The following is a 26,976-nucleotide window of genomic DNA, read 5'->3' as shown; positions in this document are numbered from 1 at the left end:
CCTATGGACGTTACGATCTTGTTCTCGACCTTCGTGGTCGGGTTGGCATTGGGTGTGCCGGTGGCGATCACGCTGGGGGCCGCGTCGCTGGCCTATCTGCTGGTGTCGGGAATGCCCCCGGTGGTCATGCCGCAAAAGATGTACGCGGGCATGGATGTCTTTGTTTTGCTGTCGATTCCGGGCTTTATCCTGGCCGGGAACCTGATGAACCAAGGCGGCATCACCCAGCGCATCATCCGCTTTGCCAATGCCTTGGTCGGCTGGGTGCGCGGCGGTTTGGGGCTGACCAATATCGCGGCCTCGATGCTGTTCGGCGGCATCACCGGCACGGCGGTGGCGGATGCGGCCAGCATCGGCGGCGTGATGATCCCCGGCATGAAAAAAGCCGGCTACCCGGCGGATTTCTCGGCGGCGGTCACGGCGGCCAGCTCGACCGTGGGGCCGATCATCCCGCCTTCGGTGCCGATGATCATCGTCGGCGCGCTGTCGGGCATTTCGGTCGGGCAGATGTTCCTCGCCGGGGCGATCCCCGGCATCCTGATGGGCATCGCCATGATGGTCACCGCCTATGTGATTTCCAAGCGCCGCCACTTTCCGCGCCAAGCGTGGCAGGGCTGGACCGAGGTCGCGCGCAGCTTTGGCGGGGCGATCTGGGCGCTGGCGATGACCTTTCTGATCATCTACGGGCTGCTGTCCGGCCTTGCGACCCCGACAGAAACCGCCGTTGTTGCCAGCCTTTATGCCTTTCTCGTGGGCGCGTTCATCTATCGCGAATTGCCGATCCACAAAGTCCCCGGCATCATCGTCGACAGCGCCGTATCGGCGGCGGGCATCCTCGCGCTGGTGGGGTTTGCCAATGTGTTCGGCTGGATCCTCGTGTCCGAGCGCATCCCCCAAGCCATCGCGGACGGCGTTTTGTCGTTTACGGACAACACCTTCGTGGTGATCTTGTTGATAAACCTGCTACTGCTGTTCGTGGGGATGTTCATGGAAACCATCGCGGCGCTGATCATCCTCTTTGTGCCGCTCTTGTCGCTGGCCCAAGCGGTGGGCATCGACCCGTTGCACTTTGCGACTTTTGCGGTGCTGAACCTGATGATCGGCCTGACGACGCCGCCGGTGGGCGTGTGCCTGTTCGTCTGCGCCGGGATTGCGCGCTTGCCGCTGGCCCCGGTGGTGGTGGCGATCCTGCCGTTCCTAATGACGAATATCGCGGTGCTGCTGCTGGTGTCTTATGTGCCGGCGTTCGCCACGTGGCTGCCGGGTCTGCTTAAATGAGCAAGCCCAGCGTCATCCACGCAAAGCTTTCCGACAGGAACTGGATAGAGCCCAAGACATCGCCCGTCTGCCCGCCGATGCGCCGCTTGGCGGTGTAGGCGGCAAGGGTGGTGACGGCCCCCATGACGATCAAAGGCACCGCGCCAACCGCCCAGATCAAGGCGACCAGCAGCGCTATGGCCCAAGCCCAGTGCCGCGCGGCCCCGTCCGCCATCTTGCCCAGACCGTCCGCGCGGGCGGCGGGCAGCAGCCAGAGAACAAGGGTCATCGCCAAACGCGAGGCGACCGCCAGCCCAAGGAATTGCGCCAAAGACGCCTCCGGCAGCTCGGCCAGCGACGCGATCCACAGGGCGCTGCACAGGCCCACGGCCATGACCCCATAGCTGCCGATGCGGCTGTCGCGCATGATTTCGAGGCAATGCGCCTTGTCCCGGCCGCCGCCCAGACCGTCGGCGAAATCGGCCAGACCGTCCTGATGCAGCGCGCCGGTGACCAGCACCAGCACCGTAAAGGCCAGAAGCGCGGCGATCACCGCGCTGGCACCCAGCGTCAAAAGCCCCGCGTGCGCCGCCCAGACGATCAGGCCAATGGGCAGACCCGCGAGCGGATAGGCCCAAGAGGCCGCCGCCAGAGGTGGCACTTCGCCCCGCAGCTGCCCCGCAGGCAAGCGCGAGAGCAGCATGATCGCCACGCGAAACTCGGTCAGGCGCGTGGCGAGCGGGGTCATGCCTCGGACACGCCCGCTTCGGCAAAGGTGGCCATGCCGTTGTGGCACTCCAGCGCCGCGCGCAAAACGCCAAGAGCCAGCGCCGCGCCAGAGCCTTCGCCCAGAGCCATGTTCATGGCGAGGATCGGCTCTTTGCCCATGGCGTCCAGCAACTTGCGGTGGCCCGGCTCGGCGCTGACATGGCCAACGACGCAATGGGCCAGCAGGTCCGGGTTCGCGTCGAACAGCGGCACTACGGCGGCGGTGCAGATATAGCCGTCGAGGATCACCGGGATGCGGCGCGCGCGCGCCTCCAGGACCGCGCCGCAGATCGCCGCCTGCTCGCGCCCGCCGATGGCGGTCAGCAGGCTCAGGCCCTTGGCGTCCTTGTGTAGGGTCACGCCTTGCTCGATCACCTGCGCCTTCAGCGATTTGCCCGCCTCATCCGAGCCGGTGCCGCGCCCGACCCACTCTGCCGCCGTGCCGCCAAAAGCCGCAAAGGCCAGCGCCGCCGCGATCGTCGAGTTGCCGATGCCCATCTCGCCAAGGATCAACACCGAGGTGTCGGGTTTGACCGCCTCGGCGCCTCGGCGCATGGCGTCCAGCACCTCAGCCTCTGTCATCGCGTCCTTTTCCGAGAAATCTTGCGTCGGCGTGTCGAGGTCCAAGGCAACCACCGACAGATCCGCGCCCGAGGCCCGGCAGAGCTGGTTGATCGCCGCTCCGCCGTGTTCGAAATTCGCCACCATCTGCGCCGTCACCGCCTGCGGGAAAGGGTTGACGCCCTTGTCACATACGCCGTGATTGCCTGCGAAAACAACCGCTTGCGCGGCCTTGATCGCGGGGCGGTCGGTGCCCTGCCAGCTGGCCATAAAGACCGCGAGGTCTTCGAGACGGCCAAGCGAGGCGGGCGGCTTGGTCAGGCTGTTCTGACGTTCGAGCGCGGCGTTTGCGGCGGCTTGGTCAGCGCTCGGCAGGTCAAGGCCCAAGATAGCGTCAAGAGAGGTCACTTCAGAAAGGATTGTCATTCGGTTTCACCCTGATTGGATAGCCTGCGGCACACAGATAGACGTGATCACACGCCTCGGCGACCGTCTGGTTCAGCCAGCCCGCCGCGTCGCGGAACTGTCTGGCGAGTTTATTTTCCGGCACGATGCCGCAACCGACTTCGTTGGTGACAAAAACGACCGGGGCGGTCTGATGCCGCAGCGTTTTGGTCAGCTCCGCGCCCGCCGCGCGCCAGTCGTGATCGCCCAGCATGAGGTTGGTCAGCCACAGCGTCAGGCAGTCCACAAGGCGCGGATCGCCGCCGTCGGTGTTCGTCAGCGCGCCGCACAGGTCAAGCGGTTCAGAGACGTTCTGCCATTCCGGCCCGCGCCGGTCCTGATGCGCCGCAATGCGGGATTTCATTTCATCGTCAAAGGCTTGGGCCGTGGCGATATAGACGCCGCGCCCCGTGGCGCTGAGCGTCAGCCGCTCGGCCAGCGCAGATTTCCCGGACCGCGCGCCCCCTGTTATCAGTGTCGACTTTTCCATTGGCGCGTGAGAAAGCAGGTTTTAAGGCAAAAGAAAAGCGGGAAGGTGCGGTGTCGGACGAAACGCCAATGGGCGCAGAATTGCTGTTGATCCGCCACGCGCCAGTGGCAGAGCCGGGGCGGTTGATGGGGCGGACGGACGTGGCCGCGCGGGTCGATCCTTTGGTCGCGGACCGGGTGCGCGCATGGGTAGGCGGCGTCTCGTTGCGCCGCTGTAGCCCGGCTTTGCGCTGTCGCCAGACGTTCGCAGCGCTCTGGCCGGATGCTGCGCCCAAGCTGGACACACGCCTGTGGGAGCAGGACTTTGGCGACCACGACGGGCTGCCCTTTGGCGACTTGCCCGACCTTGGCGTCTTGTCCAGCGCCGAGTTGTCCGCCTATGCCGCGCCAAACGGCGAGAGCTTTGACGACCTTTGCGCCCGCGTCTGGCCCGCCTTGCAGGACTGCGCTTCGCTCGCGTTGCAGCAAAACGCCCCCGTCGCCGTCGTCGCCCACGCAGGTGTCGTGCGCGCGGGGCTCGCGATGGTCCTTGGGGCCGCACCGCTGGGCCTCGCGTTCGAGATCGCGCCGCTGTCCGTCACCCGCCTGCGCGTCGGCCCGGATGGTCCCGTCTCGGTGATCGAGGTCAACCGCACATGACCGCGCGCGTCTTTGGCCACTTTGGCGAATGGCTTCAGGGGCGGATGGGGCCGGATGGCCCGGTCGCCTTGGTGACCCTGACCTGCAACGCTTTGTGGATGCAGGCCGAGGCGGGCGGGCACCCGCCCGAAGAGGCCGCGCAGTTGGGGCAGGTTTTGGGCCTGAAGATCACCCAAGGCGTCACGGGCATCATCCCGCTGGGCTGCGGCGCAGGCGCTTCGACCGCGTCGCTGATCGCCATGGCGCGCGGGGCGGGCTTTGCAGGTGATCCTCTGACGCTGGCCAAGGCTTGTCTGAGCGTCGAAGGCGCAACCGACCCGCTGATGTTCGATGCCCCCGACGCGCTGCTTTGGGCCTCTCGCCAAGGGCAAATTCTCGAACATTTCGCGCCTCCCCCGGCTTGCGTCATCGTGGGCGGCTATTGGGGCGCGCCGACGCGAACGGACGCGCAAGATATTGATTTCCCGGACATCTCGGACTTTATCCCTACATGGCAACAGGCCGTCTCGCGCGGCGACCTGCCCGCCGTGGCCCGCCTCTCCAGCCTCTCCGCAGCCCGCTGCACAGCATTGCGCGGCCCGGGCGATCCAATGGCGGATCTCGCCCGAGACCTCGGCGCTTTGGGCCACATCCGGGCGCACACCGGCTCGGCCCGAGGCTTGGTTTTCCCGCCCCAAGGCGCGCCCGCATACGCCATCAACGCCCTCACCGAAGCGGGCCTCAAACACGTTTTCACCTTTGAAACGGGGGCGCTATGAGCTTTGCTGCAATGATTCTGATCGGGGTGCTGATCGACCTCGCCCTCGGCTGGCCGGACGGCCTGTACGCGCGCATCGGCCACCCAGTGACATGGCTGGGCAAGGTGATTTCCGCGCTGGAGGCCCGCCTCAACACCGGCCCGCGTTTGCGCCGCCTGACCACCGGAACCCTGACTGTGATCCTTTGCGTCGCGCTCGCCGCACTGCCCATGTGGGCCATCCAGACGCTGCTGCCAGGCGGTTGGCTCGGCGCGCTCCTCGGCGGCATCCTCGCTTGGCCGCTGATCGCCGTGCGCTCCATGCACGACCACGTGGCCGCCGTCGCCAAGCCCCTCGTCGCCGGGGACCTCCCTGCTGCGCGCCACGCCGTGTCGATGATCGTCGGCCGCGACCCCAGCGTGCTGGACGAGGCCGGCGTCGCCCGTGCCGCCACAGAAAGCCTTGCCGAAAACACCTCCGACGGGATCATCGCGCCGATCTTTTGGGGTGTCGTTCTGGGGCTGCCGGGGATCGCCGCCTACAAGGCGATCAACACGATGGATTCGATGATCGGCCACCACAACGACCGCTTTGAGGCCTTTGGCAAAGCCGCCGCCCGCCTTGACGATCTGGTCAACCTGATCCCGGCGCGGCTGTGCGGGGGGCTCTTTGCGCTGGCCTCCGGGGCGCAGGTGCTCAAGGCTCTCAAGGTCATGGCCCGCGACGCCCGCACGCACCGCTCGCCCAACGCCGGTTGGCCCGAAGGCGCCATGGCCGGAGCGCTGAACGTCCGCCTCTCTGGCCCGCGCATCTATGGCACCACCACTGTGGCCGAGCCTTGGCTGAACGGCGGTGCGCCGGACCCCACCGCGCAGGATTTGGCGCGGGGGCTGCGCCTTTATCGGCGGGCGATGGCGCTGATGATGCTTGCACTTGCCGCGCTGGCGCTGTTCTAAGGCGGCATGACACAGCAGACTCGTGACCACGGCGGCAACCTTGATGCGGCGATCCAAGACTTTGGCGGCGCGCCCGAGGATTGGATCGACCTGTCCACCGGCATCAACCCGGTGGCCTATCCGGTGCCGCCCATCCGCGCCGAGGCTTGGGCGATCCTGCCGCGCAAATCTGACATGGCGCGGCTGATGGGTGCCGCGCGCGTGGCCTATGGCACAAAGGCGGACATCGTGGCGCTCGCCGGGGCCCAAGGCGCGATCCAAGCCGTGCCGTTCCTGCGCGCGCCGGGTCTCGCCCGCGTATTGACACCCACCTACAACGAACACGCGGCGGCTCTGCGCATGGGCGGCTGGACCACCCAAGAAGTGCCGTCTGTAGACGCCTTGACCGGCGCGGAGCTCGCCGTGGTCGTCAACCCCAACAACCCCGACGGGCTTTTCTACACCCCCGAAGCGCTGCGCGATCTGGCGGGGCAGGTGGGTCTGCTGGTGGTGGACGAAAGCTTTGGCGACCCCGCGCCGGAATTGTCCCTCGCAGGCCAAGTGCATGAGCTGGATAACGTCTTAATCCTAAGGTCTTTTGGCAAGTTTTACGGGCTGGCGGGGGTGCGTTTGGGTTTTGCCCTTGGGGCCGCGCCCTTGGTGGACTGCCTGCGCGAGATGGCGGGGCCGTGGCCGGTGTCTGGCCCGGCGATTGACATCGCCTGCGCGGCCTTGGCGGATACCGATTGGCAGGCGGAAACCATCGCGCGGCTGACCCAAGACGCGGCGCGGCTCGACGCCTTAGCGCAGGGCGCGGGCTGGACGCTGATCGGCGGCACGCCGCTGTTCCGCACCTATCACGCGCCGGACGCCGCAGAGGCGCAAAACGCGCTGGCCAAGGCGCATATCTGGTCGCGCATCTTCCCCTATTCGCCGAACTGGGTGCGGCTGGGGCTGGCGGGGACAGAGCCAGAGTGGCACCGCCTCACCGCCGCTTTCAATACGCTCAAAGGTTAAGGTTTTAGCCCCAATTCGAGCAATCCACCCACGTCGAGATGCGTCTCAAGGTGGTCCGCAAGCGCGTCCAAGGTGTCTTCGACCGATTGCTCATAGGCGTGGTCGGACAGGCTGACGCCCAAGGTTTGCAGCCACGCGCGGCGAAAGCCATCGTCCGAGAACATGCCGTGTAGATAACTGCCCGCGACGCGACCATCGGCGGACACAGCGCCTTCGGGCGTGCCTGCCACATGTGCAAAGGGGCGCGCGCGGTCGGGGCCGTTCGACTCTCCGATGTGAATTTCATACCCCGAGAACGGCAGGCCCAGACCAGCGTGCTGGGCGCGCACTTCGGTCAGATGCTTGTCGCCGCCCATGACGGTTTCAATGTCCAAAAGGCCAAGGCCGGGGGTCTCACCCGGTGCGCCCTCTAGTCCTTGGGGGTCGGCCACCACGCGGCCAAGCATTTGATACCCCCCGCAAATCCCCAAAACACGCCCGCCGCGCCGGTGATGCGCGAGCAGGTCAATGTCCCAACCTTGGGCGCGCAGGAACGCCAGATCGCCGCGCGTGGATTTCGAGCCGGGGATGATCACCAGATCCGCATCGGCGGGGATCGGCTGCCCCGCAGAGAGCATGGTCACGCGCACGCCGGGTTCGGCCACCAGCGGGTCAAGATCGTCAAAGTTCGCGATCCGCGTCAGGCGCAGGCAGACCACGTGAAAGCCGCTCTGCTTGGGGGCGCTGGCAATGTCCAAAGCGTCCTCGGCGGGCAGGCGCCACGCCTCGGGGAACCACGGGGCGACGCCATAACCGCGCCAGCCGGTCTGCGCCTCGATCATGGCGTAGCCATCGTCGAACAGAGACGGATCACCGCGGAATTTGTTAACGAGAAAGCCGCGCACGCGGGCGGTATCTTCGGGAGGCATAACGACCTGCGTGCCGACGATCTGCGCGATCACGCCGCCCCGGTCGATGTCACCGCACAGCACCACGGGTACCTCCGCCGCCTCGGCAAAGCCCATGTTGGCAATGTCGCCCTTGCGCAGGTTGACCTCGGCGGGGCTGCCCGCGCCTTCGACGATGACCAGATCATGCGCCGCGCGCAAGCGGTTGAAACTGTCCAGAACCGCGCCCATCAGCGTCGGTTTCAGCTTGGCGTAATCGCGCGCCTTGGCGGTGGTCAGGCGCTTGCCCTGCACCACGACCTGCGCGCCCACATCCGTTTCGGGTTTCAGCAGCACCGGGTTCATGTCCGTATGCGCCGCCAGCCCGCAAGCCCGCGCCTGCAAGGCCTGCGCGCGGCCAATCTCTCCGCCATTGGCGGTCACGGCGGCGTTGTTGGACATGTTCTGCGGCTTGAAGGGCGCGACGGACAGCCCCCGTCGCTTTGCTGCACGGCACAGCCCGGCCACCAGCATCGACTTGCCGACATTGCTGCCGGTCCCCTGGATCATCAACGCGCCGCTCATGGCTTACATCTCGACGCCTTTTTGGGCCTTGATACCGTCGCGGAAGGGGTGCTTGACCAAGGTCATCTCGGTCACCAGATCGGCGGCCTCGATCAGCTCGGGCTTGGCGTTGCGCCCGGTCAGGCAGACGTGGGTCATTTCGGGCTTTTGATGCAAAAGGAAATCGACCACCTCGTCGATGTCCAGATAATCATAGCGCAAGGCGATATTGATCTCGTCCAGCAGGACGAACTGGATTTCGGGGTCAAGGATCTGCTGCTTGGCAATCTCCCAACCCTTTTGCGCGGCGGCAATGTCACGCTCGCGGTCCTGCGTTTCCCAGGTAAAGCCTTCGCCCGACACGAAAAACCGGCATTCCTCGGCAAAGCGTTCGCGGATCATCATCGCCTCGCCGGTGATCCAGTTGCCCTTGATGAACTGCACCACGGCGCAGGGCATCTGGTGCGCGATGCAGCGCATGATCATGCCAAAACCGGACGACGATTTGCCCTTGCCCGGACCGGTGTGCACGATGATCAGACCTTTTTCGTCGGTCTTGGTGGCCATCATGCGGTCCCGCGCGGCTTTGATTTTCTTCATCTTCTCCGCGTGGCGGGCGTTGATGTCGTCGCTCATAGGACATTCCTCGGTGTTGACAAGTTGCTTGGATTCGGACCATGTGCCCAAACGTTGGTGCCTGTGTAAACAGGTGAAAAGGGAATGTGCAGCCGCGTTTTGCGAGGTCAAGCACAGCCGCCCCCGCGACCGTGAACAAAAAGGGCGCGATCCGCCACTGGCCAAAGGCTGGGAAGGCACGCGACCGAAGGGGAGCCTCCCCGAGATTTGTAAGCCGGGAGACCTGCCAACCCACGACTTTGAGACCGGACGGGGTGTTCCGGTGTCGGGATGCGCCTGCCGGGGCGGTTCCGCCATCAGACCCGCGTGCCATGTAATTTGGGACCGAGCAGAATGGAGCCGAGGACCATGAAGGATCAGGCAAACGCCCCCCAGACCGAGCTGCTGGTCTGCGTTAAATGCCGTCGCGGGCAGGAAATCCCGTCTGACGCGCGCCGTCCCGGGCAGTATCTGTACGATGAAATCACCGCTTTGGAGACGCCCGAAGGGGTGAGCGTGACCCCCGTCGAGTGCCTGCAAAACTGCGATCACGGCTGCACGGTGGCCCTGCGCGGCGGCGATGCCCGCTGGACCTATGTTTTCGCAAACGTCGACGAAGTGTCGCATCCGAAGATGATCCTTGATGGTGCAGCACAGTATCAAGAAACCGCCGACGGCGTCATTCCATGGCGTCAACGCCCCGAACATTTCAAACGCAACTGCGTGGCGCGTATCCCGCCCGTGACTTTGCCCGAAACTCTGCCTGAGGAGACCAACAATGACTGATCTGGCCAAACTTCCCGTCACCGTGATCACCGGCTTTCTGGGCTCGGGCAAGACGACGCTGGTGCGTCACCTGATGCAGAACCCGGGCGGCAAGCGCCTTGCGGTTGTGGTCAACGAATTCGGCGACGTGGGTGTGGATGGCGACATCCTCAAATCCTGCGCGATCCCCGATTGCCCCGCCGAAAACATCATGGAGCTGGCGAACGGCTGCATCTGCTGCACCGTGGCGGATGATTTCATCCCGACCATCGAGGCGCTGATGGCGCTGGAGCCGCGTCCCGACCACATCCTGATCGAAACCTCTGGTCTGGCGCTGCCGAAACCCTTGCTCAAAGCCTTCGACTGGCCCGATATCCGCTCCAAGATCACCGTCGACGGCGTGATCGCCCTGGCCGACGCCGAGGCTGTGGCGGCGGGTCGTTTCGCGCCGAACGTGGCGGCGGTGGACGCGCAGCGCATGGCCGACGACAGCATCGACCACGAAACCCCGCTGTCCGAAGTCTTTGAGGATCAGATCAGCTGCGCCGACATCATCCTGCTGACCAAGCCCGATCTGGCCGGTCCCGAAGGTGTCGCCAAGGCCAAGGAAATCATCGCCGCCGAAGCGCCCCGTCCGCTGCCCGTGGTCGAGGTCGCCGAAGGCGCGGTGGACCCGCGTGTGATCCTCGGGCTCGAAGCCGCCGCCGAAGACGACATGGACGCGCGCCCCAGCCACCACGACGGCCATCACGACCACGAGCACGACGATTTTGAATCGATTGTCGTTGACCTCCCCGAGCTGGACGACCCGGCGCAGCTGGTCACCGCCATCGAACGCCTCGCGAATGAGCTGAACATCCTGCGCGTCAAAGGTTATGCGAGCGTCAAGGGCAAGCCTATGCGTCTGCTGGTGCAGGCCGTCGGCGCGCGCGTGCGTCACCAGTACGACCGCCCGTGGACGCCCGGCGAGGCGCGCGACAGCCGCGTGGTGGTCATCGCCGAGCATGACGACATCAAGGTGGCCGAAATCCGCGCCATCCTTGGGGCCGCGCCGGTCGCGGCGGAATAAGGCTCTCGGACGCTCGCCATGCACGTCATCTTTCGCGAAAGCCACGGGCTCGAAGAGACCGAGACGCCGACCGATCTGGGGCAGACGCCTGCGGATCTGGTGGTGCTGTCGCTGTCTGACAGCGATCTCGGGGCCTTTGCCGAAGGCTGGCAGCGCGGTGACGGGCGCGACGGGCGGATGCCGTCCTTGCGTTTGGCGAATATCGCGGCGCTCAAGCATCCCTTATCCGTCGATACCTATGTGGAACAGACACTTAGCGGCGCCAAGGGTATCCTGATCCGGCTGATCGGCGGGGTGCCGTACTGGCCCTACGGTCTGCAACAGATCCACGCTTTGGCGCAGGCCAAGGGGATTGCCTTGGCGGTTTTGCCCGCTGACGGGCGCGTCGATACCCGGCTGGACGAACTGTCCACTTTGCCAGTCTCGACCCTGCGGCGGCTGGCGCATCTGTGCGACACCGGCGGGGTGATCGCGGCGCAGGCGGCCTTGGCGCAGATGGCGCTGGCGGCGGGGCTCTATGCCGGTCCGGTGATCGGGGCCAAGGGCTTGCCGCCCGTGGGCGCGTGGACACCCGAAACCGGCGCGGCCTGTCCCGTGCTGGCGCTGGGGCAAGAGGCCGCTTTGGCGGCCAAACCGCGCGTCTTGGTGGTCTTCTACCGCAGCTATCTGGTGGCCGCCGACCTCGCGCCGATCACCGCATTGTTCGAGGAGTTCCGGGGGCGCGGCTGCGACGTGATCGCGCTGTTCGCGCCGACGTTAAAAGCGCCCGACGTGGCCGGATGGCTGCGCCGCCAAGTGCGCGCTTTGCGCCCCGCCGCGATCCTCAACGCCACGGCGTTTTCCGGCAAAGGCGACAGCGGCACGTCTCCCTTGGATGCGGGCGAAGTCCCTGTTTTCCAAGTGGCTTTGGCCACCTCGACTCGCGAGGCATGGGCGGAGGCAGAGCGCGGCTTGTCCCCCGCCGACCTCGCCATGCACGTGGTCCTGCCCGAGGTGGACGGGCGCGTTCTGGCGGGCGTTGCGTCCTTCAAGGAACCCGCGCCACGCGACCCCGATCTGCAATTCTCGCGCTACGCCCACCGCCCCGATCCCGAGCGGATCAGCGCCATTGCCGATCGGGTGCTGGGCTGGATGGGGCTGGCGGCAAAGCCTGCCGCCGACCGCCGTCTTGCGGTGATCCTGTCAACCTATCCGGGCAAAGATTGGAACATGGGCCACGCGGTTGGCCTTGACGCGCTGGCCTCCACCGAGGCGATCCTTTCGGACCTTCAGGGCGCGGGCTATGCGGTGGATACGGACGCCACGCCTTTGCCCGATGCGCTCAAGGCGCGCGCCCTCCGCTGGCCGCTAAGCGCCTATAGAGACGCGCTTTCCAAGCTGCCGCAGCAGATGCAAGACGACCTGCACACCGCTTGGGGCGACCCCGAGGGCGACACCCAAGACGGGCATTTCCACTTTGCCGCCACCCAGCGCGGCCACGTCACCATCGCGCTTCAGCCCGAGCGCGGCACCGTCGAGACTCGCGACGACAGCTATCACGACCTCGCGCGCACGCCCCGCCACGCCTATGTGGCGTTCTACCTGTGGCTGCAAATTCAGACCGACGCGCTGGTCCATATCGGCGCCCATGGCACGCTGGAATGGCTGCCGGGCAAGGCCGTCGCCCTGTCCGATACCTGCTGGCCCGAGCGGCTGACCGGCGCGTTGCCCGTGGTTTACCCCTTTATCGTCAACGATCCCGGCGAGGCTGCGCAGGCCAAGCGGCGCATCGGCGCGGTCACCCTCGGCCACATCCCGCCCCCTTTGCGCGCCTCCGAGACGCCCGACCGTCTAGCACGGCTCGAAGCGCTCTTGGACGAGTTTTCCAACGCTGACGGGCTTGACCCGAAACGCCGCGATCGTCTGCAAGCGGACATCCGCGCCGAGGCGCAAGCCCTTGGGGTGGAACAGGATTTGGGGCTGGACCAAGCCAGCTGCACCGCCGAGGCGATCACCCGCATCGACCGGTTTGTCTGTGACATCAAGGAAAGCCAGTTCGGCGAGGGCTTGCACATCTGGGGCCGTACCCCGCGCGACGGTGCGCCCTTTGCCACCGAAGCCGCCGTGGCCAGCGAACGTCAGGCCTTGCTCGACGCTTTGGATGGCAAACGCATCGAGGCCGGCCCGTCCGGCTCGCCGTATCGGGGCCGTTCGGACGTGCTGCCCACCGGGCGCAATCTGTTCACCACCGATCCGCGATCGGTGCCGACGCGCTCGGCCTATGCGCAGGGGCTGACGCTGGCGCAGGAACTGGTGCGCCGCCATTTGCAGGACGAAGGCGACTGGCCCAAAGGCGTGATCGTCGATTTGTGGGGCTCGGCCACCATGCGCACCGCGGGCGAGGAATTCGCCATGGCCTTGGCGCTGCTGGGGGTCAAACCGATCTGGGACAAGGGGTCCGAGCGGGTGTCGGGCATCGAAGTGCTGCCCATCGCCGAGCTTGACCGCCCGCGCATCGACGTGACCTTGCGGGTGTCCGGCCTGTTCCGCGACGTCTTTCCGACGCTGTCGGCGCTGTTCGGGCAGGCGGTGCGGGCGCTGGCGGCGCGCGACGAGGCATCCGACTGGAACCCCTACGTGGGCCGCAGCGATCTGGCGCGCGTTTACGGGCCTGCGCCGGGGCAGTTCGGCATGGGCATGGGCGCCTCGGTCGAGGATTACACCGACGAAGGCCGCCGCGCCGCCGGGGAGGCATGGCTGCGGGCCAGCGCCTGGGCTTATGACGGCGACAAGGCGCAGCAGAACACCCAAGGGATCGCCGCGCGGGTCGCCGGGGCGGACAGCTTTATCCACCTTCAGGACCTGCCGGAAACTGACCTGTTGCTGGCCGGGGATTACGCCGCGCATGAGGCGGGCTTTGCTGCGGCCCAAGGCGTCACGGGCGGGCAGGCCAACCTCTATCACCTTGATAACACGGACCCTTCGCGCCCCCGCGCGCGGTCCCTGACTGAGGAAATCGCCCGCGTGGTGCAGGCCCGCGCCGCCAACCCGGCTTGGATCGACGGCATGAAGGATCACGGCTTTCGCGGGGCGGCCGAGATCGCCGCGACGCTTGATCACATGGCCAGCTTTGCGCATCTGGCGCGGGCGGTTCCGGCGCATCTGTTCGACCTCTACCACGAGGCGACCTTGGGCGATGAGGCCACCGACGCCTTTCTGCGCGAAGCCAACCCAGAGGCGCACGCTGCCATGCAGGCGCGCTTTGCTGCCTTGCTTGAGGCCGGTCTGTGGCAGACCCGCCGCAACTCGGTCCTTGCCCAGATGGGAGCCGCCGAATGACCACCGCAGTCGCCCCCAGCGTCAAGGGCTGGTGCCCCGGAGCCTACCGCCCGATGATGTCCGCCGATGGTTTGGTTGTGCGGGTGCGCCCGCAGTTCGGGCGGCTGGACGGCGCGCAGGTCGTGGGGCTGTGTGATCTGGCGATCCGCTATGGCTCTGGCGCGCTGGACCTGACGAACCGGGCGAACCTGCAAGTGCGCGGGGTGGCCGAGGGCGATCATGCGGCGCTGCTGGACGGGCTGAATGCGCTTGGCCTGCTGGACGCTGATCCGGGCCTGGAGGGGCGGCGCAATATCCTGATTTCGCCGTTCTGGACGGCTGGGGATGTGACGCATCGCCTGACCACCGATCTGATGGCGCGGCTGGCGGACCTGCCCCAGCTGCCGCCCAAGGTCGGCTTTGCGGTGGATTGCGGCGATGCGCCTTTGCTGACGCGCGACCCGGCGGATTTCCGGTTTGAACGCGCGGACGACGGGCTGATCCTGCGCGCCGATGGCGTAGCCTTGGGCTGTCCGGTGACGCCCGAGACGGCGATTGATGCGCTGATCGAGATGGCCGAGTGGTTCAACGCCCACCGCACGCCGGATCGCCGCCGCATGGGCCTTGTCACAGCTGTGAACTTGCTGCCCGAGACGTGGCAGACCACCGCGCCGCGCGCCTCTGCCTCGCGCCCGCAGATCGGCAAACGGCCCGAGGGCGTTTTGATCGGCGCGCCGTTTGGCCAGATCGACGCGGCGGCCCTGCGCGAGACCGGGGCGCACGCCTTGCGCGTCACCCCGTGGCGGGTCTTTTTGCTCGAAGGGGCCGAGATGCCGCGCGACGCTGCCTTTCTGACCGTGCCAAACGACCCGTTAACCCGCGTCGATGCCTGCCCCGGCGCGCCGCTGTGCCCTTCGGCTTCGGTGACCACGCGCGACATCGCCCGCGCGCTGGCCCCGCGCGTGACCGGCACATTGCACATCTCGGGCTGCCCCAAGGGCTGCGCCCGCACCACCCCCGCCGATCTGACCTTGGTCGGGAACGCGGGACGTTTTGACCTCGTGACGCGTGGCCTTGCCAGCGATACGCCCCAGAAAACCGGGCTCACGCCCGAAGACTTGCTGTCCGGAGACTTCTGACGCCCATGCCCTACACCTACGAAACCAATGGCGCGGCCATCTACAAGGAATCCTTTGCCACCATTCGCCGCGAGGCGGATCTGGCGCGGTTCACCCCCGAAGAAGAGCCGATCACCGTGCGCATGATCCATGCCGCAGGCATGGTGGGGCTGGAAAAGTTCGTCCATATGTCGCCCGATTTCGCCACCGCGGCGCGCGCCGCTCTGGCCAATGGCGCGGCGATCCTGTGCGACGCTTATATGGTGTCCGAAGGCGTCACGCGCCCGCGTCTGCCCGCCGACAACCCGGTGATCTGCACCCTGCGCGATCCCGCCGTGCCGCAGATGGCCAAGGACATGAGCAACACCCGCAGCGCCGCAGCTTTGGAACTGTGGCGGCCCCATCTGGAGGGCGCTTTGGTCGCCATCGGCAACGCGCCCACCGCGCTGTTCCACCTGCTCAACATGCTCGAAGACCCGGACTGCCCGCGCCCCGCGGCGATCATCGGCTGCCCCGTGGGCTTTGTCGGCGCGCGCGAGAGCAAGGACGCCCTGTGGGAGGCGCAGCCGGTCCCGTCGCTGATCGTCGAAGGGCGCCTCGGCGGCAGCGCCATCACCGTCGCGGCGATCAACGCCATCGCGAGCTACGCGGAATGAGTGTTGGGACGATCCATGGCGTGGGTCTTGGGCCGGGCGATCCCGACCTGATGAGCGTGCGCGCCCACCGTCTGCTGACCGGGGCGAAACACGTGGCGTTTTTCCGCAAGGCGGGGCGCACGGGTCAGGCGCGCAAGATCATCGACGGGCTGCTGCGCGAGGACGTGGTGGAATACCCGATGGACTACCCCGTCACGACCGAGATTCCGCTGACCGATCCGCGCTACAATCAGGCGCTGTCGGCCTTCTACGAAGAGGCGTCGGCCCATCTGCGCGCGCTGGCCGAGGGCGGCGAGGACGTGGTGGTGCTCAGCGAAGGGGACCCGTTCTTTTTCGGCTCTTTCATGCACATCTACACCCGCGTGCGCGATCATGTGCCGGTGCAGGTGGTGCCCGCGATCACCGGGATGGCGGCGGCGTGGACCGCGACCGGAGAGCCGATCACCTGGGGTGACGACGTCTTGACCGTGCTCATGGGCACGCTGAACGAGGCAGAGATGCGCGCCCGGATGCAGACCACCGACGCGCTGGTGGTGATGAAGATCGGGCGCAACATCGACAAGGTGGTCGGCGCGCTGAAAGCGGCGGGCAAATACGACGACGCTTGGCTGGTGGAATACGCCTCGATGCCGAACCAGACGGTGCACAAACTGGCCGACGTCGAAGGCCGCGTGACGCCGTATTTCTCTATCATCATCGTGCACGGACAGGGGCGCAGACCATGAGCGGATGGGTCAAGATTGCCGGGCTTGGCCCCGGCGCAAGCGATTTGGTGACGCCGCAGGTGGACGCCGCGCTGGCCGAGGCGACGGACGTGGTGGGCTACATCCCTTACGTGGCGCGGGTGGCAGAGCGCCCCGGCCTGACGCTGCATCCGTCGGACAACCGGGTGGAAATCGACCGGTCGCGCCATGCGCTGGAAATGGCCGCCGAGGGCAAGCGCGTGGTCGTCGTCTCTTCGGGCGATCCGGGCGTTTTCGCAATGGCGGCAGCGGTTTACGAGGCGGTCGAGGCGGGGCCAGAGGCGTGGCGCAATTTGGATATCCAAGTTCTACCGGGCATCACCGCGATGCTCGCGGCGGCGGCGGCGGCGGGCGCGCCCTTGGGGCATGACTTCTGCGCCATTAACCTCAGCGACAACCTCAAGCCGTGGTCGCTGATCGAAAAGCGCCTGCGTCTGGCGGTCGAGGGCGACTTTGCCATGGCGTTTTACAATCCCCGCTCCAAATCGCGGCCCGAAGGCTTTGTCAAAACGCTGCAAATCCTTAACGAGGCGGCCGGGGATCAGCGTCCGGTGATCTTTGCCCGCGCCGTGTCCACGCCCGAGCAGGCGATCCGCGTGGTCCCTTTGGATCAGGCCACGCCGGACATGGCGGACATGCGCACCATGGTGATCGTCGGCGCGTCCAACACGCGGATCATCGAGCGCGACGGCGCGCCCATCGTCTACACCCCGAGGTCGGTGGGCGTATGATCCAGCCAACCCAGAACTTCGGCAACGCTGTGCGCCTCGGCGCGGGCGGGCAGGGCAGGGCGGTCGATCATGACCACCGGCAGGCCCAGCGTCCGCGCGGCCAGCAGCTTGGCCTGCGCGCCGGTGCCGCCAGAGTTCTTGGACACGACCATGGTGATCTTATGCGCGCGCATCAGCGCCAGATCTCCGTCATAGCTGAACGGGCCTCGGTCGACCTGAACGAAGTGGTCGGGGAAATCGGGGGGCGTGTCCGGCGCATCCACCAGCCGCAGCAGGTAGAAATGCTGGGGGTTGGGCGCGAATTCGGGCAGGTGCATCCGGCCCACGGCCAGCATGACACGCTCGGGGGCGCGGTCCAGCGCTTTGACCGCCCCGGCGATGTCCGGCACGCGGGTCCAGTCGTCGCCCGCCTCGGGCGTCCACGGCGCGCGGGTCAGGGCGATCAGCGGCGTATTGGTCAGGGTGCAGGCCTCCACCGCGTTGCGGCTCATTTGCGCCGCGAAAGGGTGCGTCGCGTCAATCACATGGGTGATCTTGTGCGCGGTCAGGTAGGCGGCAAGGCCCTCTGCGCCGCCAAAACCGCCCACGCGCAAGGGCAAGGGCTGACGGATGGGTCGTTCCACCCGCCCCGCCAGCGACACGGTCGCGCGGGTCCCCGCCTCATGCAGGGCGCGGCACAGGGCGGTCGCCTCGGTTGTGCCGCCCAGAATAAGCAGGTTTGGCTCCATGACTGACGCTCCTTGGTTGCATATCATCGGGCTGGGCGAAGATGCGCCACAAGGCTTGTCGCCCGCAAGCCTAAGCGCCTTGAAAAACGCCGAAATCGTCATGGGACCGCCGCGGCATCTGTCTTTGCTGCCCGCCTTGGACGCCGAGAGGATCGCTTGGCCGGTGCCGTTCGCGGATGGCGTCACGCAGTTGCTCGCTTTGCGCGGGCGGCGGGTGGCGATGCTGGCCTCGGGTGATCCGTTCTGGTTCGGCGCGGGCACCAGCGTGACGCGGCACTTGGAAGCGCAGGAATGGGTCGCCCTACCGGGTCCGTCGACGTTTTCGTTGGCCGCAAGCCAGATGGGCTGGCCGTTGGAGCGGACCGCCTGTTTCGGCCTGCACGCGGCCCCCTTGGCGCGGTTGCGAAGCGCCTTGGCCCCCGGTGCGCGGATGATCGTGCTGTTGCGCGACGGCGCGGCTGTGCGGGACTTGGCGGACTATCTGACGGGCGAAGGCTTCGGCGCGTCCTTCATGACGGTTCTCGAAGCCCTCGGCGGGCCGCGGATGCGCCGCACCGACGCGGTGGCCGATGCCTTGCCCGACGTCGCCTTTTCCCACCCGGTCTGCTGCGCGGTCGAGGTGCAGGGCGCGGGCGCGGTCTTGCCCTTGGCGTCGGGCCGCGCGGACGCGTGGTTCGACAGCGACGGCACCATGACGAAACGGCCTGTGCGGGCGTTAACCCTGTCGGCCCTCGCGCCGCGCCCGTTTGAGCACCTGTGGGACATCGGCGGCGGCTCTGGCTCCATCGCCATCGAGTGGCTGCTGAGCCATCCGACCCTGACCGCCACCACAATCGAACCGCGCGCAGACCGTGCCGAGCGTATCACCGCCAACGCCGCCAAGCTGGGTGTTGACCGGCTAAAGGTGATCCACGGCAGCGCACCCGAGGGGCTGAGCGGCCTGACCCCGCCCGACGTGGTGTTCATCGGTGGCGGGCTGTCCGAAGGCTTGCTGGCGTGGCTCGAAGACACCCTGCCGCAAGGCACGCGCCTTGTCGCCAACGCCGTAACGCTGGAAAGCGAAGCGCTGGTGACGCTCGCTCATGCGCGCCTTGGCGGCGATCTTTTGCGGATTGAACTGGCCGCTGCCCAGCCCTTGGGCCCGAAACGCGGCTGGAAGGCCAGCTATCCCATCGTGCAATGGAGCGTGACGCTATGATCGTGGCGGGCTTTGGTTTTCGCAAGGCGGCGGGCGTGGACAGCCTGCGCGACGCGCTGAGGCGCGCGGGGCAAACCCATGCGCCCACGCATCTGGCGACCGCTGCCGAAAAGGCCTCCTCTGCCGTGTTCCAATCCCTTGCGCAGACGTTGGACCTGCCCACCGTCGCCGTCTCGCAGGACGCGCTACAAGCGATTGAAACGCAAACACACTCCGTCGCCGCCGAGGCCCGCTTTGCCACCGGCAGCGTTGCCGAAGCCGCCGCCCTTGCCGCCGCTGGCCCCGGCGCGCGGCTGCTGACCCCCAGACAGATATCCACCGACCGCATGGCCACCTGCGCCATCGCCATTGGAGAGACCCCATGACCGTTCATTTCATCGGTGCCGGCCCCGGCGCGCCCGACCTTTTGACCCTGCGCGGGCGTGATATCATCGCGTCTTGCCCGGTGTGCCTGTACGCGGGTTCGCTGGTGCCCGAGGCGATCCTTGGCCACTGCCCAAAGGACGCCAAGATCGTCAACACCGCCGCCATGTCGCTGGATGACATCATCGCCGAGATCAAAGCGGCGCATGACGCAGGCCAGGACGTCGCGCGCCTGCACTCGGGCGATCTGTCGGTCTGGTCCGCCATGGGCGAGCAACTTCGCCGCCTCAAGGCGTTGAATATCCCGGTGTCCGTGACCCCCGGCGTGCCGTCCTTTGCCGCCGCCGCGGCCGCTTTGGGGGCCGAGCTGACCCTGCCGGGGCTGGCGCAATCGGTGGTGCTGACCCGGACGCCGGGGCGCGCGTCGAGCATGCCCGAGGGCGAGACGCTGACCAATTTCGCCGCCACCGGCGCGACCCTCGCGATCCACCTGTCGGTGCAGAACATCGACAAGGTGGTGGCCGATCTGACCCCCGCCTATGGCGCCGATTGCCCGGTCGCCGTGGTGTACCGCGCCAGCTGGCCCGACCAGCAGATCGTGCGCGCGACGCTGTCCGACATTGCCGCCAAGCTGGGCGAAGGCATCACCCGCACCGCGCTGATCCTCGTCGGGCCTGCGCTGGCGGGCGAAGGTTTTGACGAAAGCTGTCTCTACGCTGTCGATTACGACCGCCGTTACCGCCCGCAAAGCGCCGAAAGCCCATGGGCCAGCTGGAGCCATGGGGATGACTAATATGCCGGGCGTTCTGGTCTCCGCGCCCTCGTCGGGGACGGGCAAGACCACCGTGATGCTGGGCCTGCTGCGCGCCCTAGCTGACGACGGGCTGCGGGTGCAGGCGTTCAAATCCGGCCCTGACTACATCGACCCGGCCTTTCACCGGGCGGCGAGCGGGCGGCCTTCGTTCAACCTGGATACCTGGGCCATGGGGCCGGGGTTGCTGGGGGCGGTTGCGGCACAGGCGCAGGGCGCGGACATCTGCGTCGCTGAAGGGTCCATGGGTTTGTTCGACGGGGTCGCCACACGCGGTCAAAGCGGATACGGCAGCAGCGCCGAGACCGCGCAGCGCATGGGCTGGCCGGTGGTCTTGGTGCTGGACGTGGGCGGGCAGGCGCAATCGGCCGCCGCGACCGCTTTGGGCTTCAAGATGTACAACCCGGACGTGCCCTTCGCGGGGGTGATCCTGAACCGCGTCGCCTCGCCCCGGCATGAACGGCTGGCGCGGCTGGGGATGGACAAGGCGGGTCTGCCCGTGCTTGGCGTCTTGCCCCGGCGCGGCGATTTGGCCCTGCCAGAGCGGCACCTTGGCCTGATCCAGGCGGTCGAGCATCCCGACCTTGAGGCGGCGATCAAAGGCTACGCCGACTTCCTGCGCGAACACGTGGATTTGCAGGCGATCAAGGCCGCTGCGAAAGGCGCGCGCACCGGGCAAGGCGGGCCTTTGCCCAAGCCCCCCGCGCAGCGCATCGCCCTTGCGCAGGATGCGGCGTTTTCCTTTGCCTATCCGCATCTGACCGAAGGTTGGCGGGCGGCGGGCGCGGAAATCCTGCCTTTCTCGCCGCTGGCAGATGAGGCTCCGGACCCCAGCGCCGACATCGTCTGGCTGCCCGGTGGCTACCCCGAGCTGCACGCGGGCAAACTCGCCGCCGCGCAGACTTACCTGACGGGCCTGCGCCAGCACGCACAGACCAAGCCGGTGCACGGCGAATGCGGCGGCTACATGGCTTTGGGCGAAGCCTTGATCGACAAGGACGGCACGCGCCACCAGATGGCGGGCTTGCTGGGCCTTGTGACCAGCTACGAAAAGCGCAAGTTCCACCTTGGGTATCGTCAGGCGGTGCTACAGGCCCCGATGCCGGGGTTCGACGCGGGCCATAAGCTGCGCGGGCATGAATTCCACTACTCGACGATCCTCGATCAGCCCGACGCCCCGCTGGCGCAGGTCAGCGACGCCGACGGCAACCCTGTCCCGGAAACAGGCTCGACCCGCGGGCATGTCACCGGAACCTTCTTTCACCTTATCACCGAAGAGGAACAGCCATGACCGGTTTTGTCAGTTTCGTCGGCTCTGGTCCCGGCGATCCCGAGCTGCTGACGCTCAAGGCCGTGGACCGGCTGAAACGCGCCGACGCGATCCTGTTCGACGATCTGTCCGCCGGGCCGATCCTTGAATACGCCGCCCCCGGTGCGGACCTGATCGGCGTGGGCAAACGGGCCGGGCGCGCCTCGCCCAAGCAAGACCATGTGAGCCGTCTGCTGGTCGATTACGCGCAGGCGCATCAGCGGGTGGTGCGGCTGAAATCCGGCGACAGCGGGCTGTTTGGCCGTCTCGAAGAAGAGCTGACCGCCCTGCGCGCCGAGAAAATCCCCTACGAGCTGGTCCCCGGCATCCCCTCTGCTGTGGCGGCGGCAGCGGCGGCGGGCATTCCGCTGACCCGGCGCCTCAACGCGCGGCGGGTGCAGTTCGTCACCGGCCATGACGTGACCGGACAATTGCCCGATGATGCCAACCTTGCCGCGCTGGCCGATCCCAAGGCCTCGACCGTGGTGTTCATGGGCAAGCGGACCTTCCCCAAGCTGCTGGCGCAACTGCAAGAGCATGGGCTGGACGCGAACACGCCTGCGATCCTCGCCGAGGACGTCAGCCGCCCCGAGCAAAAGATCACCCGCACCACCATGGCCGCCTTGGCCGAGCAACTGGCGGATGAGGTCGGCACCAGCGCGGCGCTGATCCTGTACGGGCCGCTGGCCGAAGAAATGCCGGAGGATGTCCTATGATTACAGACCTTTGGCTGGTGGGCATTGGCAGCGGCAGCCCGTCGCATGTGACCGGTGAGGGGATGCAAGCCTTGCGCGAAGCCTCGGTGATCCTCGTGCCTGAGAAGGGCGAGGGCAAAGACGATCTGGCGGGCCTGCGCCGGACCTTGCTGGACGCGGCGGGGTCAAACGCGCAGGTGGTGCCGTTCGAATACCCTGTGCGCGACCCGGCGCTGCCCTACCAAGAGCGGGTCATCGCGTGGCACGATGAAATCGCGCGCCGTTGGCAGGCCGCTTTGCAAGGGGTCGAGGTCTCTGGCCCCGTGGCGCTGTTGGTCTGGGGCGATCCGTCGCTGTACGACAGCACCATGCGCATCGCCACGCGGCTGACCCCCGCGCCCAAGCTGCGCGTGATCCCCGGCATCACCGCGATCCAGGCGCTGACGGCGGCGCATTGCATCCCGCTGAACACGGTGAACGGCCCGGTGACCATCACCACGGGGCGGCGCCTGCGCGATTACGGCTGGCCGCCCGAGGCAGAGACCTTGGTTGTCATGCTCGACGGGCTGTCCAGCTTTCAGCATCTGAGCGAAGAGGCGCATATCTGGTGGGGGGCGTTCCTTGGGATGCCCGAACAGATCCTGATTGACGGGCCGGTCCAAGAGGTCGCGCAACAGATCGTCGAGACCCGTGCGCGTGCCCGTGCGGAACACGGCTGGATCATGGACACCTACCTGATGCGCCGAAAAGAGGCGTCGTGACGCCGATGTCGTTTTCGGCCCGCAACTGAGACAAAAAGCCGATTGACGCCGCGCGGGCGTCTCTGGCAAGACGACTTTGTGATCGGTCCCGGCCTCCAACCGGGCGAAAGAGGGAATGTAGTGCGGCGCGCCCACGCGTCAAATCTGCAACTGCCCCCGCAACTGTGAGCGGTGAGCAGGGCCAAACATGCCACTGGTTTCGACCGGGAAGGCTGGCCCAATGCCAAGACCCGCAAGTCAGGAGACCTGCCGAACACGCGCCCCATGGCAAACGGGGCGCATTCACCGGACGCCGGGGTGTGCGTTTGGCCGATCTCGGGCTTTTGTCCGGTCTCGGTCCGCGTCCCACGGCGTTCAGACGCATCCGCGCCGGGGAGGGCGCTTGGACAGGATCGAATGATGAAACGCCTCTTGATGGCATCTGCGCTGGCCGTGATGGCCCCGGCCTTGGCAAATGCGCATTTCTTGCTGCAATACACTGAAAACACGATGATCGAGCGCCCCGGCGAGGTGCCGGTCAAGCTGGCGTTCTGGCATCCGATGGACAACGGGCCGGTGATGGACCTGGCCTTGCCGGAGGCGTTCTACGTCATCCACCGGGGCGAGCGGACGGACCTGCTGGACACCCTCCAGCCCGTTACCTTCACCAGCCCGGTGAACTCTGGCGCGGCGTTCAACGGCACGGTGCCGGTGCGCCGCTCGGGGGATTACATCCTTGTGACCGTGCCGCAGCCGTATTTTGACGAGACCGAAGAGATCTATATCCAGCAGATCACCAAGGCGTTCCTCAACCGCAACCAGATCCCCACCGACTGGGACCAAGCGCTTGGCCTGCCTGCGGAAATCCTGCCGATGACCAAGCCCTATAACGTGATCGCTGGGTCTAGCTTCACCGGCCGAGTGCTGGCGGACGGCCAGCCCGTGCCGCATGCCGAGATCGAGGTGGAATACATGGCCGCCCTGCCGCAGATGGACCGCGCCGAAGTGTCCGAGCCGGTGGTGGGCCCCATGCCGGGCGGCGCCATCGTGATCAAATCCGACGCAAACGGGTACTTTAGCTTTGCCGTGCCGCGGGCCGGGCATTGGGGCTTTGCCGCGCTGGGGGTTGGACCGCAGACCGAACACGACGGGGTTGAACTGAGCCAAGACGCGGTCATCTGGGTCCGCGCCTGGGACATGCAATAGGAGACGCGCCATGCACATCGTAGACGGAGCCCTCTCGAACCCGGTGGTCATCGCCGGAGCCGTGGCCGCCGCAGGCGGGATCGCCATGGGCCTGCGCCACCTGACCTTGGAGCGCATTCCCGCCGCTGGGATGCTGTCCGCCAGCTTTTTCGTTGCGTCCCTGATCCACGTGCCGATCGGGCCGTCTTCGGTGCACCTGATCATGAACGGGCTTGCGGGGCTCGTGCTGGGCTGGGCGGCCTTTCCGGCGCTGTTTGTCGGGCTGCTGCTTCAGGCGGTGTTCTTTGGCTTTGGCGGGCTGACAGTGCTGGGCATCAACGCGGTCAATATCGCCTTTCCCGCCGTTTTGGCGGGGCTGATCTTTGGCCGTCTCGCCAGCCGGGGCACGCCCCTCGCGGGGGCGATCTGGGGCGGGATCGGCGGCGGCTTTGCCATCGCTTTGACCACCGCCATGGTTGCCGCCTCGCTGGCGCTGTCGGGGGATGAGTTCCTGCCCGCCGCGCAACTGGTCTTCGTCGCCCACATCCCGATCATGGTGATCGAAGGCGTCTTGTCCGGGTTTGCCATCCTCTTGGTGCGCAAGGTGAAACCCGACCTGTTCTATGCCGCAAACGGGGCGACGGCATGATCCGCGCCGCGCTGATCGCGCTGCTGTGCGCTGCGCCTTTGCCCGCCTTGGCGCATAAGGTCCTGGCGTCGGTGTTCCCCTCGGGCAGCGCCATCGAAGGCGAAATCGGCCTGTCCAACGGTGACATGGCCCAAGGCCTTGAGATCACCGTGACCGGCCCGGATGGCGGCCTGTTGGGACGCACGGTCACCGATCAGGACGGGTTTTTCCTGTTCACCCCGACGCAGGCCGTGTCTCACACTTTTTATGGCAATATGGGCTCGGGGCATGTGGCCAAGATCACCATGCCAGAGGCCGAAGTCGCCGCCATCATGGGCCAGACCGTGCCCGCCCCTGCGCCCGAAACGCCGGACGCGCCGACCGCGCGTGTTACCGTCCGCGCCGACACCCGCGAAGCCATCGCGCAGATCGTGCGCGACGAAATCCGCCCCCTGCGGCGGGAAATCGTGCTCAGCCGCGAAGAGCAGGACTTTCAGTCCATCCTTGGCGGCATCGGCTATATCGTCGGGCTGTTCGGGCTTGGGTTTTACATCGCCGCGCGGCGCAAGCTGGCGGACGCTGGCTAAATGACGCATGTGCTGGGACAAAACGCCGATCACCTGACCCGGACGCGCTTTGGCCGTCTGGCGGGGGCGGTGGGCGCGCTGGACCCACGGGTGCGAATCCTTGGCGCGGTGGCCTTTGGCATGACTGTGGTCAGCCTGAACGGCCTGTTGGCGCTGGGGCTTGCCTTGGCCGTGGCCTTGGGCCTTTTGGGGCTGTCGCACCTGCCGCTGCGCGCGACCTTGCTGCGGATGGCGATGGTTGACGGGTTCATCATCGTCATGCTGGTGTTCCTGCCGTTTACCATGCCCGGCGACGTGATGTTCACGCTCTGGGGCTATCCCGCCAGCTGGCAAGGGCTGTGGCGCGCGGTGCAGATCGCGCTGACCGCCAATGCCGTGGTGCTGGTGCTGATGACGCTGGTCGGCACCTTGGAGCCGGTCACGCTGGGCCACGCCTTGCACAAACTGCGGGTGCCGGAAACGCTGGTGCATCTGCTGATGTTCACCATCCGCTACATCGAAGTGCTGCGCGAGGAATACCTGCGCCTGCGCGCCGCCATGAAAGTCAGAGGCTTTCGCCCCGGCACGAATTGGCATACCTACCGCAGCATTGGCTATCTGGTGGGGATGATGCTGGTCCGCGCAATCGAACGATCTGAACGCATCTTGGGCGCGATGAAATGCCGGGGCTTTTCCGGGCGCATCTACCTGTTGCAGGAGTTCGCGCTGACCCGCGCCGATGCAGTGTTCGCGTCGCTTGGCCTCGGCGCGCTGGCGGCCCTGATCTGGGTGGATCTTCTATGGCGTTGATCGCGCTGGACAATATCCACTTCAGCTATCCCGGATACGCGCCTGTGCTCAGCGGCCTGTCTATGCGGCTGGAGGCGGGGCAAAGGCTGTCTTTGCTCGGGCCGAACGGTGTGGGGAAATCGACGCTGCTGCGGATCATCCTCGGGCTGCAACGCCCGTCGCAGGGGACGGTAACCGTCTTTGACCGCGCGCGCGTGACCGAGGCCGACTTTCACGAGGTGCGCCGACGTGTTGGTCTGGTGTTTCAGGACCCGGACGATCAGCTGTTTTGCCCCACGGTGACCGAAGACATCGCCTTTGGCCCGCTGAACCTTGGGAAATCCAAGGCCGAGGCGCTGGGGATCGTCGACAGGATGCTGACCGATCTTGACCTGATGCACCTGCGCGACCGCGTCACGCATAAGCTGTCCGGTGGGGAAAAGCGGCTGGTGACCTTGGCGACGGTGCTGGCGATGGAGCCTGAAGTGCTGCTACTGGACGAGCCGACCAACGCACTGGACCCTGAAAACGAGGCGCGCTTGATCGAGATTTTGCGCGGCCTGCCGCAGGCGGTTTTGCTGGTGTCGCACTCTGCCGAGGTGCGCGCTCAGGTGGCGCCCGAGACCTTTGAGATGCGCAAAGCGGCGCAGTAACCGCCAGGCACAAAGAAACCCCCGGCGACTGCGCATCGCC

29 protein-coding genes and 2 riboswitches are annotated in these 26,976 nt (G+C 66.6%); of the genes, 23 read left to right on the top strand and 6 right to left on the bottom strand.

Features of this window, described 5'->3' with window-relative positions; all coding sequences use genetic code 11:
• Positions 1 to 3: 3 nt before the first annotated feature.
• Positions 4 to 1,278 carry a TRAP transporter large permease gene (locus B9A11_RS13980; RefSeq protein WP_058248657.1) on the top strand — a complete coding sequence of 425 codons (1,275 nt, stop codon included), beginning with the start codon at positions 4 to 6 and terminating at the stop codon, positions 1,276 to 1,278.
• Here B9A11_RS13980 and cobS read toward each other — a convergent pair.
• The 3 genes from cobS to cobU are packed head-to-tail and all read right to left on the bottom strand — an operon-like array spanning position 1,271 to position 3,520.
• Positions 1,271 to 2,005: an adenosylcobinamide-GDP ribazoletransferase gene (gene cobS / locus B9A11_RS13975; RefSeq protein ID WP_058248656.1), complete on the bottom strand. Its 735-nt coding sequence runs from the start codon at positions 2,003 to 2,005 to the stop codon at positions 1,271 to 1,273. The two genes, B9A11_RS13980 and cobS, sit on opposite strands and share 8 nt — an antisense overlap.
• Positions 2,002 to 3,012: a nicotinate-nucleotide--dimethylbenzimidazole phosphoribosyltransferase gene (gene cobT, locus B9A11_RS13970; protein WP_058248655.1), complete on the bottom strand. Its 1,011-nt coding sequence runs from the start codon at positions 3,010 to 3,012 to the stop codon at positions 2,002 to 2,004. The genes cobS and cobT overlap by 4 nt, the downstream gene beginning before the upstream one ends.
• Positions 2,996 to 3,520, bottom strand: coding sequence for a bifunctional adenosylcobinamide kinase/adenosylcobinamide-phosphate guanylyltransferase (gene cobU / locus B9A11_RS13965; RefSeq protein ID WP_058248654.1), 525 nt, complete (start codon positions 3,518 to 3,520; stop codon positions 2,996 to 2,998). The genes cobT and cobU overlap by 17 nt, the downstream gene beginning before the upstream one ends.
• A 68-nt stretch (positions 3,521 to 3,588) precedes the next feature.
• Here cobU and B9A11_RS13960 point away from each other — a divergent pair, with 68 nt between their 5' ends.
• The 4 genes from B9A11_RS13960 to cobD are packed head-to-tail and all read left to right on the top strand — an operon-like array spanning position 3,589 to position 6,847.
• On the top strand, positions 3,589 to 4,158 hold the full coding sequence (locus B9A11_RS13960; protein ID WP_058248653.1) for a histidine phosphatase family protein: 570 nt from the start codon (positions 3,589 to 3,591) through the stop codon (positions 4,156 to 4,158).
• Positions 4,155 to 4,916, top strand: coding sequence for a hypothetical protein (locus tag B9A11_RS13955; RefSeq protein WP_058248652.1), 762 nt, complete (start codon positions 4,155 to 4,157; stop codon positions 4,914 to 4,916). The genes B9A11_RS13960 and B9A11_RS13955 overlap by 4 nt, the downstream gene beginning before the upstream one ends.
• The gene (gene cbiB, locus B9A11_RS13950; RefSeq protein WP_058248651.1) at positions 4,913 to 5,851 is read left to right on the top strand and encodes an adenosylcobinamide-phosphate synthase CbiB; all 939 of its coding nucleotides are present in this window, start codon (positions 4,913 to 4,915) and stop codon (positions 5,849 to 5,851) included. The genes B9A11_RS13955 and cbiB overlap by 4 nt, the downstream gene beginning before the upstream one ends.
• A 6-nt stretch (positions 5,852 to 5,857) precedes the next feature.
• Positions 5,858 to 6,847, top strand: coding sequence for a threonine-phosphate decarboxylase CobD (cobD, locus tag B9A11_RS13945; protein WP_058248650.1), 990 nt, complete (start codon positions 5,858 to 5,860; stop codon positions 6,845 to 6,847).
• Here cobD and B9A11_RS13940 read toward each other — a convergent pair.
• Positions 6,844 to 8,298: a cobyric acid synthase gene (locus B9A11_RS13940; protein WP_058248649.1), complete on the bottom strand. Its 1,455-nt coding sequence runs from the start codon at positions 8,296 to 8,298 to the stop codon at positions 6,844 to 6,846. The genes cobD and B9A11_RS13940 overlap by 4 nt on opposite strands.
• A 3-nt stretch (positions 8,299 to 8,301) precedes the next feature.
• Positions 8,302 to 8,913 carry a cob(I)yrinic acid a,c-diamide adenosyltransferase gene (cobO, locus tag B9A11_RS13935; protein ID WP_058248648.1) on the bottom strand — a complete coding sequence of 204 codons (612 nt, stop codon included), beginning with the start codon at positions 8,911 to 8,913 and terminating at the stop codon, positions 8,302 to 8,304.
• Between the two features lie 38 nt (positions 8,914 to 8,951).
• Positions 8,952 to 9,158, top strand: a riboswitch (cobalamin riboswitch).
• 103 nt (positions 9,159 to 9,261) lie between these two features.
• Here cobO and B9A11_RS13930 point away from each other — a divergent pair.
• The 7 genes from B9A11_RS13930 to cobJ are packed head-to-tail and all read left to right on the top strand — an operon-like array spanning position 9,262 to position 17,271.
• Positions 9,262 to 9,678 (top strand): DUF1636 family protein, encoded by a 417-nt coding sequence (locus B9A11_RS13930; RefSeq protein ID WP_058248647.1) that lies wholly within the window; start codon positions 9,262 to 9,264, stop codon positions 9,676 to 9,678.
• Positions 9,671 to 10,726 (top strand): cobalamin biosynthesis protein CobW, encoded by a 1,056-nt coding sequence (gene cobW, locus B9A11_RS13925; protein WP_058248646.1) that lies wholly within the window; start codon positions 9,671 to 9,673, stop codon positions 10,724 to 10,726. Before B9A11_RS13930 ends, cobW begins: the two co-directional genes overlap by 8 nt.
• 18 nt (positions 10,727 to 10,744) lie before the next feature.
• Positions 10,745 to 14,044, top strand: a complete 3,300-nt coding sequence (gene cobN / locus B9A11_RS13920; RefSeq protein WP_058248645.1) for a cobaltochelatase subunit CobN — start codon at positions 10,745 to 10,747, stop codon at positions 14,042 to 14,044.
• Positions 14,041 to 15,162 (top strand): cobalamin biosynthesis protein CobG, encoded by a 1,122-nt coding sequence (locus B9A11_RS13915; protein WP_234988853.1) that lies wholly within the window; start codon positions 14,041 to 14,043, stop codon positions 15,160 to 15,162. Before cobN ends, B9A11_RS13915 begins: the two co-directional genes overlap by 4 nt.
• A gap of 5 nt (positions 15,163 to 15,167) precedes the next feature.
• Positions 15,168 to 15,797, top strand: a complete 630-nt coding sequence (locus tag B9A11_RS13910; RefSeq protein WP_058248644.1) for a precorrin-8X methylmutase — start codon at positions 15,168 to 15,170, stop codon at positions 15,795 to 15,797.
• Positions 15,794 to 16,522, top strand: a complete 729-nt coding sequence (cobI, locus tag B9A11_RS13905; protein ID WP_058248643.1) for a precorrin-2 C(20)-methyltransferase — start codon at positions 15,794 to 15,796, stop codon at positions 16,520 to 16,522. Before B9A11_RS13910 ends, cobI begins: the two co-directional genes overlap by 4 nt.
• Positions 16,519 to 17,271: a precorrin-3B C(17)-methyltransferase gene (gene cobJ / locus B9A11_RS13900; RefSeq protein ID WP_058248642.1), complete on the top strand. Its 753-nt coding sequence runs from the start codon at positions 16,519 to 16,521 to the stop codon at positions 17,269 to 17,271. The genes cobI and cobJ overlap by 4 nt, the downstream gene beginning before the upstream one ends.
• On the opposite strand, the gene B9A11_RS13895 is transcribed toward cobJ, so the two are convergent.
• Positions 17,244 to 17,999, bottom strand: coding sequence for a cobalt-precorrin-6A reductase (locus B9A11_RS13895; RefSeq protein ID WP_058248641.1), 756 nt, complete (start codon positions 17,997 to 17,999; stop codon positions 17,244 to 17,246). The two genes, cobJ and B9A11_RS13895, sit on opposite strands and share 28 nt — an antisense overlap.
• On the opposite strand from B9A11_RS13895, the gene B9A11_RS13890 reads away from it, so the two are divergent.
• From B9A11_RS13890 to B9A11_RS13840, 11 genes are all read left to right on the top strand, one after another.
• Complete coding sequence (locus tag B9A11_RS13890) at positions 17,998 to 19,197, top strand: bifunctional cobalt-precorrin-7 (C(5))-methyltransferase/cobalt-precorrin-6B (C(15))-methyltransferase (protein ID WP_058248640.1); 1,200 nt, start codon at positions 17,998 to 18,000, stop codon at positions 19,195 to 19,197. The genes B9A11_RS13895 and B9A11_RS13890 overlap by 2 nt on opposite strands.
• Positions 19,179 to 19,562, top strand: a complete 384-nt coding sequence (locus B9A11_RS13885) for a cobalamin biosynthesis protein (protein WP_370736543.1) — start codon at positions 19,179 to 19,181, stop codon at positions 19,560 to 19,562. The genes B9A11_RS13890 and B9A11_RS13885 overlap by 19 nt, the downstream gene beginning before the upstream one ends.
• Positions 19,559 to 20,353, top strand: coding sequence for a precorrin-4 C(11)-methyltransferase (gene cobM / locus B9A11_RS13880; RefSeq protein WP_058248638.1), 795 nt, complete (start codon positions 19,559 to 19,561; stop codon positions 20,351 to 20,353). The genes B9A11_RS13885 and cobM overlap by 4 nt, the downstream gene beginning before the upstream one ends.
• Complete coding sequence (locus B9A11_RS13875; protein ID WP_058248731.1) at positions 20,346 to 21,662, top strand: cobyrinate a,c-diamide synthase; 1,317 nt, start codon at positions 20,346 to 20,348, stop codon at positions 21,660 to 21,662. The genes cobM and B9A11_RS13875 overlap by 8 nt, the downstream gene beginning before the upstream one ends.
• Positions 21,659 to 22,396 (top strand): uroporphyrinogen-III C-methyltransferase, encoded by a 738-nt coding sequence (cobA, locus tag B9A11_RS13870; protein ID WP_058248637.1) that lies wholly within the window; start codon positions 21,659 to 21,661, stop codon positions 22,394 to 22,396. Before B9A11_RS13875 ends, cobA begins: the two co-directional genes overlap by 4 nt.
• Positions 22,393 to 23,136 carry a precorrin-6A synthase (deacetylating) gene (cobF, locus tag B9A11_RS13865; RefSeq protein ID WP_058248636.1) on the top strand — a complete coding sequence of 248 codons (744 nt, stop codon included), beginning with the start codon at positions 22,393 to 22,395 and terminating at the stop codon, positions 23,134 to 23,136. Before cobA ends, cobF begins: the two co-directional genes overlap by 4 nt.
• A gap of 66 nt (positions 23,137 to 23,202) precedes the next feature.
• A riboswitch (cobalamin riboswitch) is annotated at positions 23,203 to 23,404 on the top strand.
• 131 nt (positions 23,405 to 23,535) lie between these two features.
• Entirely contained in the window at positions 23,536 to 24,321 is a 786-nt protein-coding gene (locus B9A11_RS13860; protein WP_058248635.1) for a DUF4198 domain-containing protein, read from the top strand.
• A gap of 10 nt (positions 24,322 to 24,331) precedes the next feature.
• Positions 24,332 to 24,949 (top strand): cobalt transporter CbiM, encoded by a 618-nt coding sequence (cbiM, locus tag B9A11_RS13855; RefSeq protein ID WP_058248634.1) that lies wholly within the window; start codon positions 24,332 to 24,334, stop codon positions 24,947 to 24,949.
• A complete protein-coding gene (locus B9A11_RS13850; protein WP_058248633.1) occupies positions 24,946 to 25,515 on the top strand; it encodes a hypothetical protein in 570 nt (189 codons plus the stop codon). Before cbiM ends, B9A11_RS13850 begins: the two co-directional genes overlap by 4 nt.
• Positions 25,516 to 26,304, top strand: coding sequence for a cobalt ECF transporter T component CbiQ (gene cbiQ / locus B9A11_RS13845; protein ID WP_058248632.1), 789 nt, complete (start codon positions 25,516 to 25,518; stop codon positions 26,302 to 26,304).
• The gene (locus B9A11_RS13840; RefSeq protein WP_058248631.1) at positions 26,295 to 26,936 is read left to right on the top strand and encodes an energy-coupling factor ABC transporter ATP-binding protein; all 642 of its coding nucleotides are present in this window, start codon (positions 26,295 to 26,297) and stop codon (positions 26,934 to 26,936) included. Before cbiQ ends, B9A11_RS13840 begins: the two co-directional genes overlap by 10 nt.
• Positions 26,937 to 26,976: the final 40 nt, after the last annotated feature.

Source organism: Tropicibacter naphthalenivorans, assembly GCF_900176475.1.
GTDB lineage: Bacteria > Pseudomonadota > Alphaproteobacteria > Rhodobacterales > Rhodobacteraceae > Tropicibacter > Tropicibacter naphthalenivorans.
This window is presented reverse-complemented; position numbering and strand designations above follow the sequence as displayed.